Below are 13,727 nucleotides of genomic sequence, written 5' to 3'. Positions count from 1 at the left end.
AAGCAACCATAAAAATGCCATTGCGGCGTTTCTCTCCCGAGAGCTTCTTCGGTGCGTTTTATTTTGACGCAATGCGCCCGCCGCGCTCGGCGGCTCAATCTGCCGAACGGACAGCTTTTGGACTTTTCGTCGCTCTTGTTATGAGTTAGAATCATTCCATGCAGCAGGACGATGGCTCGATTCGCATACGCGGGGCTCGCGAACACAACCTCAAAAACGTCGACGTCGACATCCCCCTCGGGGCCCTGACCGTCGTCACGGGCCCCAGCGGCAGCGGCAAGACATCCCTAGCCATGAGCACCCTCTACGCCGAGGGCCAGCGGCGCTACGTCGAAACCTTCTCCCCCTACGTGCGCCAGTTCATGGATCGCATGGATCGTCCCGGCGTCGACGCCGTGGAGAACGTGCCGCCGGCCATCGCCCTCGGCCAGCGCAACTCGGTGAAAAATTCGCGCTCGACCGTCGGCACCATGACGGGGCTCAACGAGTACCTCAAACTCATTTTTTCGCGCCTCGCCATCGGCCGCGACGCCGAAGGGCGCATCGTGCACCCGGCCACGCCGCAGAGCCTTGCCGGAGACCTGCTGCGCGAGCACGGCGGAGCCGACGCCCTCGTCGCCTTTGAAGTCCGCGTCGTCGGCAGCTTTGATGAGATGCGCTGCGCCTTGGAAGCGCAGGGCTACCTGCGCGTGCTCGTCGGGCAGGGCTCTCTCGACGAGGCCGAGGCCCTTGCGGAATCGGTCTTGCCCGGGCGCCCCGAGGTGCTGCGCCTGAGCGAAGCGAAAGAAGAGCAGCTCGGCGGCGAGGCATGGATGCTGCTGCAGGATCGCGTCAAACTGACAACTGAAAACCTCCCGCGCCTCACCGAAGCCCTCGAGACGGCGCTGCGCCTCGGCCAGGATCGCGTGTTTGTCTCCCTGCGGCAGGCAGACGGCAGCTTCGGGCGGCTGCGCCTCTTTCGCAGCGACTGGTATCCCCTCGAAGAACCGAGCCCCGGGCTCTTCAGCTCCAACTCACCGCTCGGAGCCTGCCCCGAGTGCAAAGGCTACGGCCGCGCCATCTCGTACGACTACATGCGCGGCATCATACCCGAGAAAAGCATCCTCGACGGCGCCCTCAAGATGCTCTCCTCGGCGACACTCTCCGCCTGCTTCAACGACTTCCTCGCCGCCAACAGGCGCAGCTGCGCCGTGCGCCTCGATATCCCTTGGCGCGACCTCAGCGAAGCGGAGCGCAACTGGGTCTTTTTCGGCAACGCCGGAGATTGCGACCCTTGGGAGGCCGAAGCGCGCGCCCTCTGGTACGGCTACAAAGGCATCTTCGACGACATGGAGAAACACGCTCACAAGATGAGCGTGCGCGTCTTCCTCGCCTATTATCGCGTCTACAGCATCTGCCCGGCCTGCAAAGGCGGCCGCCTGCGCCCCGAGGCTCTCGCCTTCACCATCGGCGGCCTGAGCGTCCCCGAAGTTCAGGCCCTGCCCATGGACGAGCTGCTTGGCTGGATCGATGCCAACGTCTTGCCCGGCGTCGGAGCCGACCGCTCGCTGCAGCAAGCCGTGCGCGAGCTGCGAAGCCGCGTCGCCTATCTCTGTGACGTGGGCCTCGGCTATCTGGCGGCCAACCGCCTCACGCGCTCGCTCTCGGGCGGCGAAGTCGAGCGCGTCAGCCTCACCACCTGCCTCGGAGCCGCGCTCACCGACACCCTCTTCGTGCTGGACGAGCCGACCGTCGGCCTGCATGCGCGCGACACCGCACGCCTCATCAAGGCCATGCGGCGCCTCTCCGACCGCGGCAACACCTTGGTCGTCGTCGAGCATGAAGAAGCCGTCATGCGCGCCGCCGATTACATCGTCGACATGGGGCCGGCCAGCGGAGCCGAAGGCGGCCGCATCGTCTACGCCGGCTTGCCCGAGGGACTGGACGCCGCCCCGGCCTCGCTGACCGGCGCCTACCTCAGCGGGCGGCGCAGCATCCCCCTGCCGGCCGAGCGCCGACGCCCCGCGGGCTACCTGCGCATCCGCGGCGCGGAATGCCACAACCTGCACCGCTTCGACGTCGACATCCCGCTGGGCGTCTACTGCTGCCTCACCGGAGTATCGGGCAGCGGCAAGAGCACCCTGGCCTGTCAAGTGCTCTACGGCCATGTCCACCCCGAGGAGCTCGACGACGAAGAGCGCGTGAGCGTCAGCTCCGTCGAGGGTCTGGACGCGCTCGACGATGTGCTGCTGGTCGACCAGAGCCCCATCGTGCGCACCCCGCGCTCAACGCCCGCCGTCTACATCGGCGTCTTTGAAGAAATCCGCGCCCTCTTCGCCGCAGAGCCGGCCGCGCAGGCTCGCGGGCTCAAACCCGGCTACTTCTCCTTCAACAGCGGTGAAGGGCGCTGCCCGCGCTGCGCCGGCCTCGGGCAGGAGAAGGTGGAGATGCAGTTCCTCTCCGACATCTTCGTGCCCTGCGCGCTCTGCCACGGCGCGCGCTACACGCCTCAGGCCCTCAGCATCCGCCTGCTCGGCTACAACATGGCCGAGCTGCTGGCACTCGACGTCGCGACGGCCCTCAAGCTCTTTGCCGCCGAGCCCGGCGCCCGCCCGCGCCGCATTGCCGAGAAACTGCGCGTGCTCGTCGAAGTCGGCCTGGGCCACCTCGGCCTCGGGCAGCCGCTCAACACGCTGTCGGGCGGCGAGAACCAGCGGCTCAAACTGGCGCGCATCCTCGTGGACTCCATCGGCAACGACGCTGCGGCAAAGGGCAAATTGCTCATCCTCGACGAGCCCGGCACCGGGCTTCACTTCAGCGATCTGGAGCTGCTGCTCGGCGTCTTTCGCCGCCTGACCGAGAGCGGCAACAGCGTGCTGGTCATCGAGCACAACCTCGAACTCATCAAATGCGCCGACTACGTCATCGACCTCGGCCCCGAAGGCGGCAGCGGCGGCGGACACATCGTCGCTCAGGGTCGCCCCGAAGACGTCGCCGCCTGCGAGGCCAGCCGCACGGCCGCCTACCTGCGCCCGGCGCTCGCGGGCTTGCCGGCCCCCGTCGATGCCCTTGACCGCCTGCCCGCCGATACCGAAGAACGGCGCGGCGTCATTGCCCTGCGCGGAGCCCGCCACCACCAGCTCAAGAACATCGACGTCGACATCCCCCGCCGCGAAATGACCGTCGTCACCGGCCTGTCGGGCAGCGGCAAGAGCACCCTGGCCTTCGACATCATCTTTGCCGAGGGCCAGAAGCGCTTTCTGGACGTCATGAGCCCCTATGCCCGGCAGTTCACGGAGCAGATGGAGACCCCCGACATCGACCGCCTCACCGGCCTGCCCCCCACGGTAGCCATCGAACAGAACCGCACCCGAGGCGGCAGCAAATCCACCGTCGGCACCGTGACGGAAATCTGGCAATACCTGCGCCTGCTTTACGCGAAACTCGGCACGCCCCATTGCCCGCAGTGCGGCGTCCCCCTCGGCCGCCGCTCCACCGACGAAATTCAGCAGCTCGTCGGGCTCGAACTCGAGAAGCGCCCGCGTCGCCTGCTCATCGCGGCTCCCGTCGTGCGCAACCGCAAAGGCCACTACGCCGATCTGGCGCGCTGGGCCGCCCGCCGCAAGTACCCCTGGCTGCGCGCCGACGGCAGACTCGAGGCTCCCGACGACTTCACCCCGCTGGATCGCTACGCCAACCACGATATCGACATCGTACTCGCGGACGTAGCGGTCGAGGGCAACCGCGTGAGCTGCAACGGAGCCGACTGCGACTACGCCGGCCTGCTCGAACTCGTCAGCCGCGCACTGGAGATGGGCGACGGCTACCTGCGCCTGAGCGTCACACCGCGCAGCGCAAAAGCAGCGGAAGAACACCGCCTGCTCGGCACGCGCCTCAGCTGCCCCGAATGCGGCGAAAGCTACCCCGACCCGGAGCCCTCCACCTTCTCGTTCAACTCCCCACACGGATGGTGCCCGCACTGCCTCGGTCACGGCCGGGTCGGCTCGGCATCGTCGCGCGAGCGGCAGGGAGACGACAAACTCAGCCGCCTCGAGCTCGAACTGCGCTACGACCGCGACGTCGATCGCGCCGAGGGCAGGGGAGACATCGGCCGCCTCTGCCCGGTCTGCGGCGGCGCTCGCTTAAACGCCTTTGCCCTCAACGTCAGACTCTTCGGACTCAACATCGCCGAGATCGGCCGCCTCGACGCCGTCTCGGCCCTCCGCCTCGTGCAGCAGTGGCGCTTCGAAGGACGCGACGCTGAGATCGCCCGCAACGTCGTTGCTGAAATTGAGCCGCGCTTGCGCTTCCTGCAGCGCGTCGGGCTCGGCTACCTCTCGATGGATCGCGCCGCCACCACCCTCTCGGGCGGCGAGACGCAGCGCATTCGCCTTGCGGCACAGCTGGGCTCTGATCTGCGCGGCGTGCTCTACGTACTCGACGAACCGACCATCGGCCTGCACCCGCGCGACAACGAACGCCTGCTCGGCACGCTGCGCGACCTGCGTGCACGCGGCAACACCCTGCTGGTCGTCGAGCACGATGAAGACACCATGCGCTGCGCCGACCACCTCATCGACCTCGGCCCCGGAGCCGGCATCCACGGCGGAGAAATCGTCGCCGAGGGGCGCTTGGACGACCTGCTTGCCAACCCCGCCTCCGTGACGGGGCGCGCCCTCAGACAGCGCGAAAAGCACCCCTTCTGCTCCCCTTGGCTGCCCGTCGACAAGGCCGAGTGGCTCGAGCTCACCGGATGTTGCCTGCACAACCTGCGCGACGTCACCCTGCGCCTGCCGCGCGGGCGCTTCACCGTGGTGACGGGCGCCTCGGGCGCCGGCAAAACCTCGCTCATCACCGGCACGCTCGCCGTAGCCGTGCGCGCGGCGCTCGGCGGCCGCCTCAGCCGCGACGAGCGCGCGACTTGGAAGAGCGCCAAGGGCTTGGAGAGCATCCGCGCCCTCTACCAAGTCGACCAGTCGCCGCTGGGCAAAACACCCCGCTCCACCCCGGCCACCTACATCGGCATTTTCGATGAAATTCGCCGCCTCTTCGCCCAGACGGCCGATGCGCGGCGCCTCGGCTTTGCGGCCAACCGCTTCTCGTTCAACACGGCGGCGGGGCACTGCGAGTCCTGCAAGGGAACCGGCTACGTGCGGCGCGAGATGGATTTTCTGCCGCCCTGTACCGTCCCCTGTGAAACCTGCCGCGGCGCGCGCTACAACTCGCGCACCCTCCAGGTGCGCTACAAGGGCAAAAATATCGCCGAAGTGCTCGAAATGAACATGGAAGAAGCCGCCGCCTTCTTCGAAGGGCAGCCGAGCCTCTCCGACCCGCTGCGCCTGCTTTGCGAGACCGGCCTCAGCTACCTCACACTCGGGCAGGCCAGCAACACCCTCTCGGGCGGCGAAGCGCAGCGCATCAAACTCGTCACCGAGCTGATACGCGGGCAACGCGCCGTCCGGACGGCCATTCGCCGGGGCAAAGCCCTGCCGCAGGACCTCTACCTCATCGAAGAACCGACCATCGGCCTGCATCCCAACGACGTGCGCCTGCTCGTCGGCGTGCTGCGCCGCCTCGTCGACATGGGCAACACCGTCGTCGTCATTGAACACAACCTCGAACTCATCTGCGAGGCCGACTACGTCATCGACATCGGGCCGGGCGCCGGCGCCGAAGGCGGCACCATCGTCGCCCAAGGCACCGTGCAGGAAGTCGCTCGGAGCAAGCGGAGCATCACCGCTCCCTTCATCCGCGCCGAACTCAGAGCCGCCCGGAGCGACGCCCCGCGCCGACGCGCGGCAGAGGAGTGAAGCCCGGCCGCCCCGCATTACCGACTTGCAGAACGGCGCCCTTTAGTGTAGCATAGCGGCATGATCTCCTTCCTGCGAGGCGTGGTGGCTGAGGCCTTGCCGCAGTGCTTGGTGCTCGACGTCAACGGCGTCGGCTACGAAGTCATCGTGCCCCTGTCCACCTTCGACAGCATCAACCCCGTGGTCGGGCAGACCGTGACGCTCAAGACCCACCTGCACATCCGCGAAAACATGCAGCTGCTCTACGGCTTCGCCAGCGACGCCGAGCGCGACATCTTCCGCCTGCTCATCGAGCGCGTCAGCGGCATCGGCCCCGCAACGGCCATTTCCCTTTTGAGCGGTCTGAACGTCAACGCCTTCAAGTCCGCCGTCGTCAACGGCGACGTCCGGGCCATCGCCCGGGCCAAGGGCGTCGGCAAAAAAACGGCCGAGCGCATCGTGCTTGAACTCAAGGACAAAGTCGGTCTCGCCGCCACTTGGGAGGCGCAGCAGCAGGGCACGACCTCGCAGGCTGCCGCCGATGCCGAGCTCGCGCTCGTGGCTCTCGGCTTCAAGCAGGCCGACGCCCGCAAGGCCATTTCGACCCTGCTGCGCGACAACCCGCAAGCCGGAACGGATGAACTGATTCGCGGCGCCCTGCGCCACATGAGCTGAGCCGCACCATGAGTGACACGAAGGACGGAGCGCCGTCTGCGTTCGGCAGCGGTCTGAGTTTAGAGCTGCTCAAAGCGGTTTCGCGCAGCTTTTACCTGAGCATGGTCTGGCTGCCCGCACCCATGAGGCGAGGCGTCGCTCTGGGCTACCTGCTGGCGCGCGCCACCGACAGCGTGGCTGACAGTTCGTCGGCGCCGTCGGAACGGCGCGAATCGGTCCTCGAAGCCATGGGGCGTTGCATCGCCGCGCCCGCCGCACTTCCCGAAGAGCCCGAACTGCTGCAAAGCCTGAGAGAAGAAATGGCGGCCGCGCAGCAAAAGCCCTCGGAAGCCGAACTGCTGCGGCGCTTCGGCGACGCCCTCCGGGCCCTGCGCGCCCTGCCCGTGGGCGAGGCCGCTCTGCTGCGCGAGGTGCTCGACTCCATCATCGAGGGCCAGCTGTGGGACCTGCGCTACTTCCGCCGCCGCGAGGTCGTGGAGCGGGATGACGACACGCGTCGCTACACACAGCTCGTCGCAGGTTGCGTCGGCATCTTCTGGACGCGGCTCGGGCGAGTAACCCTCGGTGAGCACTTCTGCCCGGCCGACCGCGCCGAACTGATGGAGCAGGCTGCCGCCCGCTACGGCCGGGGGCTGCAACTCATCAACATCCTGCGCGACCGCCGCGAAGACGCCGCCCGCGGGCGCCGTTACCTCTGCTCCGACCCGCAAATCTGGCTGAGCCGAGCCGAGCGCTACATGCGCGACGGACTGGACTACAGCCGCAGGCTCGGCCTCATGCGCCTGCGCTTCGCCTCGATGCTGCCGGCCCTCATCGGCCTGCGTACCCTGCGGCTGCTGCGCCGCAACCGCGATGAAACAAAGCGCGTGCGCATCCCTCGGCGCAGCGTCTGGGCCGCCCTTGCCCAAGCCCTCTGCCTCAGCCTGCGCCGCCGCCGCACGCGCCTCCTGTGAAGCCTCCTGCAAAGCCGCATCACTCGATGCGCGCACCCTCCCTCAAGACCCGGCGAGCGGCGGAGCACGCAAGCCCTGCGCCGCGCCCGGATCATCGGCCGAGACGCAGACCTCCGCGCCTCAGCCCAAGCTCAGCACCGGCTCACCGCGAACAGCTCGGCGTCCGCGCCCGCAGCTCAAAGGCTCCGAGCTCCGAAACTCCGTGTAAGGGCGAGCCTCAGCGCCCCGAAGCCGCCAGACGCTTAAGCCTCTTGGCCAGCGTGATTTTAGCCGCCGACGACACGCGATCGACAAAGAGGAAACCCTCCAAGTGGTCGCACTCGTGCTGCAGGCAGCGCGCCAGCAGGCCATCGCAATCAACCTCGAGCACCGAGCCGTCAAGCTGCGGCAGCGTCGCCTTCACCCGTTCGGGGCGCGACACATTGGCGCGGATATCCCTCACGCTCAGGCAGCCCTCGGTTAAGAGAAGCTGGTTGCCGTAAGGCTCCAGCGTCGGATTGACAAAAACGAGCGGCATGATATCCCGCACCTTTTTGAGCTCACCGTTCACCATGGCCATGGCCGGCGTCTCACCCTCCTCCTCATCCTCGGGAATGTCGATGACAACCATGCGGATATTCAACCCGACCTGAGGCGCCGCCAAACCGATACCGTTGGCGGCGTACATCGTCTCGAGCATGTTTTGCGCGAGCGTATGATGAGACTCATCGACCTTCTCCACGGGAGCGCAGCGCACACGCAGACAGGGATTACCGTACTGACTGATGGCAAGAAGCATAACGTACATCGACGCGAGTTCTGTCGCCCGCATCGCTGCTCCATTTTGCCGCCTCAGCGACGAAAAGTCAAGCCGTAAACACCCGGCAAACACACTTCGTCGGGGCTCCGGCGCGGAAACAGCCCGGCGCAGCTTTCCCCGTCCCGCTCGGCAAGCAGCTCCCCCAAGCCCTTGCCGCCCCTAAAGCGCTCGCCGTCAAACCGCCGCGAACCCGCCCTGCGGGCTCAGTCCTCGGCATCTTCCGCATCCTCCGGATCGAGAAGCGGATCCTCGCCGGACGCCGAATGCAGGCGCGGCTCCTCCGCCGGCCAAGGCGGCAGCTCGAGACCGACGAGCCACGGCGTGTACTCGGGCGGAATCGGCGCCTCGAATTCAAGACGTCGATCGGTGCGCGGGTGGCGGAAGCCGAGGCGCCAGGCATGCAGCATGAGGCGCCCCGGGCGAGCCTTCTGCCGCGCCGGGTGCGCGTAAATCGGATCTCCGATCAGCGGATGCCCGAGGTGCAGCATGTGCACGCGAATCTGGTGAGTTCGCCCCGTGTGCAGCGAGCACATCACCAGCGAGGAATTCGTCGACGCATCGTAGCGCAGCACCTTCCAGTCCGTAATCGCCGGCTTGCCCGAGCCCGGGTTCACCACCGCCATGCGCATGCGGTTGACGGGGTGGCGCCCGATGTTGGTGAAAATCGTCCCGCTCTCCTCCTTCGGGCAACCCTGCACCACCGCCAGATAAATCTTCGTCGTCTCGCGGCGTGCAAACTGCGTCGTGAGCGAAAGATGCGCCGCATCATTCTTCGCCACCGCAATACAGCCGCTGGTGTCCTTATCGAGGCGGTGCACGATACCCGGGCGCTCCACCCCGCCGATACCCGACAAATCGCCGCAGCGGAAGAGCAGAGCATTGACCAGCGTACCGTCGGGATTGCCCGCCGCCGGGTGCACCACCATGCCGCTCTCCTTGTTCACCACCACCACATCCGCATCCTCGTAGAGAATATCGAGCGGAAGATCCTGCGGCTGAGCCTCCGCCGGCTCCGGCTCGGGAATCGTCACCTCGATGTGCATCCCGCGCTCCACCGGCGTCTTCGCCTTCGTCGCCCGGCCGTTCACCGTGATGGAGCCCTCCTTGATGAGAGCCTGAATGCGCGCGCGCGACAACTCGGGGAGGCGCCCGACCAAGTACTGATCGAGACGCATACCGAATAAATCCTCAACAACGAAAAGCATAGCTCGGCAAAAACCTCACATCCCCGTGGGGCGATCGATGAACATCGTCGGCAGGCCGAACTCCCGCTCCAGCAGCTCGCCGAGAGCCTTCACGCCGAAAGTCTCCGTCGCGTAGTGCCCGGCAAAAAGCAGATTGATGCCCATATCCTGCGCCGCATTGAGCACCCAGTGATTCTCCTCCCCGGTCAGGTAGCAGCGGTAGCCCTTGGCCTGAACCTGATAAATCTCCTCACCGCCGCCGCCGGAACAGACCGCCACGCGCCCCGCCGGAGCCTCCGCATCGTGAACCACGCCCGTCACCGCACTGCCCGTAATCGCCGCATATCGCTCGCGTAACTCACCCACCGAGCCCTCAAACAGACCCGACAGACCAATGAGCGTGCCGTGATAGTCAATCTCCGGCTGCACATCGCGCAGCCCCAGCCCTCGGGCAATTCCCGCATTATTGCCCAGCTCCGGGTGCAGGTCGAGCGGCAAATGCGCCGCATAAACAGCCAGATTGCCCGCCAGACAACGGCAGAGCTTCCTGCGCCACCATCCCGTCAGCGGCCGCAGACCGCACCAGAAAATACCGTGGTGCAGAATCAGCAAATCGGCACCTGCCGCCACCGCCTCGTCGATCGTCGCCTGCGAACCGTCGACCGCCAGAGCCACCAGCGTGACGTTGCCGTCGTTCTCCACCTGCAACCCGTTGAGAGCCACGGGAGCATCGCGAATCTCGGCCACGCGCAGACGCGTATCCAGCAATTTGACAATATCAGCTAACTTCGTCATAAAACATCAGGCATCAGCGCTTATGGCGCTGCGAGCGCTCGCGGATCTCCTTGTGCAGGCGGCGGTTGAACTCTCCCGCCATATCGTAGCCGCTCTCGTGCAGGTAATGCCCCAGAGCCGCCACCTCGACCAAGCGCGTCATATCGCGGCCGGGAGCCACCGGCAGATTGATGCGCTCGACATCGACGCCGAGAATCGAAAACATCTTGCGCTCCAGCCCGAGGCGATCCATCTCCGTCATCTCGCCGTCGGTCAGATTGATCACCAAATCAATCTTCGACGCGCGGCAGTACGCACGCAAGCCGAAGAGATTGGTCACATTGATGATCCCCAGCCCGCGAATCTCGATAAAACCGCTGCTGAGCTTCGGCGCCGTCGCAATGAGCGCCCCGCTGATGTTGCGGATGCGCACCATATCATCAGCCACCAGCGCAGCCCCGCGCTCGACGAGACCGAGGCTGATTTCACTCTTGCCGATGCCGCCCTTGCCCGTAATGAGCACCCCCACGCCGCGCACATCCACCATGCAGCCGTGCATCGTCGTACTCTCCGCAAACTCGTTTTCAAGAATGAGCGTCGCGCGATTGACAAACTTCATCGTCGGCAGCGTCGAGCGGAAAATCGACACCGAGCAGCTGTTGGCCATATCCAGCAAATCCTGCGGCACCTCGGCGGCTCGCGTGATAATCAGGCAGGGAACATCATCGCTCACAATGCGCCGCAGGCGCTCCGTGCGCTCCTCGCCGCAAAGCGTTGAAATATAGGCCATCTCCGCCGCGCCGAAAATCTGAATGCGCTCATGGGCAAAATAGCCGAAATAGCCGGCCAGCGCCAGACCGGGGCGATTGAGAGCCGGCTGCTGAATGCTGCGCGACATCCCCAGCGGGCTGTTGAGCAACTGCAGCTCGAGCGTGCCGCGATGGCATTCGTAAAAATGCGACACCGTGATCTGTTCGACCTTGCGAATGATGGGAGCCTTCATAACCTGAGTTTATTCTACAGGAAGCGCCGGCGGAGTCAAGGGCAAAGGCATCCGCGCCTCACATCAACCCGAGCGCAACCTCATCAGCCACGAGGCGCCCGGAGCGCGTAAGACACAGCGCCCCGGCCTCATTGAACTCCGCCAGCCCCTCCCGTTGCAGCATCCGAGTGAAATCAGCATCCTGCGGCCGCAGAAAATCCGCCGGCAAACCCTCATCCGTTCGCAGGCGCAGCCCCAGCATCTCGGTGCGCCTCTGCTCCGGCGTCAGCTGCTCCTGCTCGCCGGGCGGCAGATGCCCCTGCGCCAGCGCGGCAATATAGGCCGCCGTATCCTCTCCGTTGTGGTAGCGCACACCCTCCACCGTGCCGTAGGCACCCGGCCCGAGACCGTGATAATCCTCCCCGCGCCACGTCGCGAAATTGTGCAGCGATTCACAGCCTGGGCGAGCGTAATTTGAAATCTCGTAGTGGCGCATCCCGGCCGCCGTCAGCAGATCATCCGTCAGCTCGAACATGGCCGCATCGCGCTCCTCATCCCCCGCACGCGCACCGTAGGCGTCGAAAAACGCCGTATCCTCCTCGTAGGTGAGGTTGTAGGTCGAGATGTGATCGGGGGCCAGCTCGAGCGCCGCTTCAAGGCTGTGGCGCCATTGCTCCAAACTCTGTCCGGGAAGCGAAAACATCAAATCCAGATTCACCTGCGCGATACCCGCCTCGCGCAGCAGGCGGACACTCTCGGCAATCTGCTCGGCGCTGTGCTCGCGCCCCAGCACATGCAGCAGCTCCGGCTCAAAACTCTGCGCGCCGAGCGAAACCCGCGTGATGCCGAGGGCCGCCCACTGCGCCGCCTTGGCCGCATGAAAGGTTGCCGGATTGGCCTCAAAACTCCACTCCCGCAGCCCGCTGAGATCAAGCCGGCGGCGAAGCCCCTCGACCAAGCGCCCGAGATGCGTCGGCGAGAGCATACTGGGCGTGCCGCCGCCGAAATAAATCGTCTCGGGCGCATAGCCCTCCGGCAGCCGCAACTCCGCCTCGCGGATGAGCCCCTCGACAAAGCCCCGCATATCCGTGCGCCCCGGAGTATGTTTGAAGAAAGCGCAGTACGGGCAGATGCGATGGCAGAAAGGAATGTGAACGTAGAGATGAGACGGCATGGCAGAGCGGAAAATAAGGCAAAACTAACGTAAAAACAACGCAAAACAAGGCGCGCGACGCGCTGCCGTCAGCTAAACGACACCCCCGTCAACTCGGAGCGGAAAGCTGCCGGGCACAAGAGCTCGGGAAATGAAGCCGACGATAACGTCGGCTCAAAACACCGAGAGCTGATGTCGGGAAAGCCACGTGCGGAAACATCGGGAAAGCCGCGTGCAGAAACAACATCGGGAAAACCTGTCAAAACCGACGGGAACGCGCCGCCGAGACCCGCCGCCGACTGCGAAAAAGGGCCGCGGCGCAGCGGCCGCGACCCTTGAAAAACGCGTTGGAACTCCGAGAAAGAGCAGCTTTACAGGTCGGCAGCAGCCTCCTTGTCGAGGAAGAACTTAGCGTCCGGGTGCTTCTGCAGGAAAGAAGCAGCCACATCCGCCGTCACCGGACCCTCGATAGCCTTCTTGACAATGCTGGCCTTCTTGGCACCCCAAGCCATGAGGCGAACCTTCTTCGCGCCCATGATCGTGGCCACACCCATCGTAATAGCCGTCTTGGGAACATTGTCGAACCCGCCGAAGGCCGGAGCAGCATCCGTCTTGGTGAGATCGTCGAGCGTCACCTGACGAGTGATCGTCGTATCATCGGAGCCGGGCTCGTTGAAACCGATGTGGCCCGTGCGGCCGATGCCGAGAATCTGGAGATCGAGACCGCCGCAAGCCTTGATCTTATCCTCGTAAGCCTGGCAGTGAGCGGGAATCTCCTCCGGAGCGAGCGTACCGCAGGGCAGGTTGATGTTCTCGGGCTTGATGTCGATGTGGTTGAACAGATTGGTGTGCATGAAGTACCAGTACGACTCCGGATGCTCGTGAGGCAGCCCGGTGTACTCGTCCAGGTTGAAAGTCGTCACATTGGCGAACGACAGACCCTCCTCCTTGTGGAGGCGAATCAGCTCGGCGTAGAAGGGAAGCGGCGTCGCACCCGTGGCCAGACCCAGCACCACACCCTTGCCCTCGGCGGCCCGGCTGCGAATGAGTTCGGCGACTTCGGCGGCAAGCTGCTTGGCAGCCTCCTGCGGCGTATCAAAAACTTCGTATGTCATAGCAACCTTATTCTATCCGATCGGGCCTCAAATGCAATCCCGAAATGCCGCCCGCGAAAAAAAATGCACGAGAAATGAAATTTTGCTTGCAATGACGGTTGGGGTGTGGTTTAATTGCGCCGCACTCAGCATCGCCGCTGTAGCTCAGTGGTAGAGCAACGCATTCGTAATGCGTGGGTCGTCAGTTCAAATCTGACCAGCGGCTTCCCCTCCGGGGGAAGGGTGATGCGGGGGTGCCCACAGACACAGTGCCTCCTTAGCTCAGTTGGTAGAGCAGCTGACTCTTAATCAGTTTGTCCGCGGTTCGAGCCCGCGAGGGGGTAC

At 65.1% G+C, this 13,727-nt stretch carries 9 protein-coding genes and 2 tRNA genes; 5 read left to right on the top strand and 6 right to left on the bottom strand.

Annotated elements, in window-relative coordinates:
• The first annotated feature begins 158 nt into the window (after window positions 1-158).
• From uvrA to AC6UAL_RS09010, 3 genes are read left to right on the top strand one after another with little or no spacing between them, the layout of a single operon-like run.
• Window positions 159-5,789: an excinuclease ABC subunit UvrA gene (gene uvrA / locus AC6UAL_RS09020; RefSeq protein WP_500683050.1), complete on the top strand. Its 5,631-nt coding sequence runs from the start codon at window positions 159-161 to the stop codon at window positions 5,787-5,789.
• Window positions 5,790-5,849: 60 nt separating this feature from the next.
• Window positions 5,850-6,443: a Holliday junction branch migration protein RuvA gene (gene ruvA, locus AC6UAL_RS09015; protein WP_500683049.1), complete on the top strand. Its 594-nt coding sequence runs from the start codon at window positions 5,850-5,852 to the stop codon at window positions 6,441-6,443.
• Window positions 6,444-6,451: 8 nt separating this feature from the next.
• Entirely contained in the window at window positions 6,452-7,396 is a 945-nt protein-coding gene (locus AC6UAL_RS09010) for a squalene/phytoene synthase family protein (protein ID WP_500683048.1), read from the top strand.
• 217 nt (window positions 7,397-7,613) lie between these two features.
• Here AC6UAL_RS09010 and def read toward each other — a convergent pair whose 3' ends face one another.
• The 6 genes from def to nagB form a co-directional block, all read right to left on the bottom strand.
• Window positions 7,614-8,174, bottom strand: coding sequence for a peptide deformylase (gene def, locus AC6UAL_RS09005; protein WP_500683047.1), 561 nt, complete (start codon window positions 8,172-8,174; stop codon window positions 7,614-7,616).
• Window positions 8,175-8,398: 224 nt separating this feature from the next.
• Window positions 8,399-9,370 carry an RluA family pseudouridine synthase gene (locus AC6UAL_RS09000; protein ID WP_500683046.1) on the bottom strand — a complete coding sequence of 324 codons (972 nt, stop codon included), beginning with the start codon at window positions 9,368-9,370 and terminating at the stop codon, window positions 8,399-8,401.
• Window positions 9,371-9,415: 45 nt separating this feature from the next.
• On the bottom strand, window positions 9,416-10,174 hold the full coding sequence (locus AC6UAL_RS08995) for a Nif3-like dinuclear metal center hexameric protein (RefSeq protein WP_500683045.1): 759 nt from the start codon (window positions 10,172-10,174) through the stop codon (window positions 9,416-9,418).
• A gap of 13 nt (window positions 10,175-10,187) precedes the next feature.
• A complete protein-coding gene (gene hprK / locus AC6UAL_RS08990; protein WP_500683044.1) occupies window positions 10,188-11,156 on the bottom strand; it encodes an HPr(Ser) kinase/phosphatase in 969 nt (322 codons plus the stop codon).
• Window positions 11,157-11,214: 58 nt separating this feature from the next.
• Window positions 11,215-12,309: a radical SAM family heme chaperone HemW gene (hemW, locus tag AC6UAL_RS08985; protein WP_500683043.1), complete on the bottom strand. Its 1,095-nt coding sequence runs from the start codon at window positions 12,307-12,309 to the stop codon at window positions 11,215-11,217.
• A 350-nt stretch (window positions 12,310-12,659) separates the two neighbouring features.
• On the bottom strand, window positions 12,660-13,403 hold the full coding sequence (nagB, locus tag AC6UAL_RS08980; protein ID WP_500683042.1) for a glucosamine-6-phosphate deaminase: 744 nt from the start codon (window positions 13,401-13,403) through the stop codon (window positions 12,660-12,662).
• Between the two features lie 133 nt (window positions 13,404-13,536).
• On the opposite strand from nagB, the gene AC6UAL_RS08975 reads away from it, so the two are divergent.
• Both AC6UAL_RS08975 and AC6UAL_RS08970 read left to right on the top strand, forming a co-directional pair.
• Window positions 13,537-13,608, top strand: a tRNA-Thr gene (locus AC6UAL_RS08975).
• A gap of 45 nt (window positions 13,609-13,653) precedes the next feature.
• Window positions 13,654-13,726: transfer RNA gene (locus AC6UAL_RS08970), tRNA-Lys, on the top strand.
• Window position 13,727: the final 1 nt, after the last annotated feature.

Origin of the sequence: Candidatus Parakkermansia intestinigallinarum (assembly GCF_944389695.1) — a bacterium.
Taxonomy (GTDB): Bacteria; Verrucomicrobiota; Verrucomicrobiia; order Verrucomicrobiales; family Akkermansiaceae; genus Akkermansia; species Akkermansia intestinigallinarum.
Note: the sequence above shows the minus strand (reverse complement) of the source record. Positions and strands in the feature narration are given on the sequence as shown.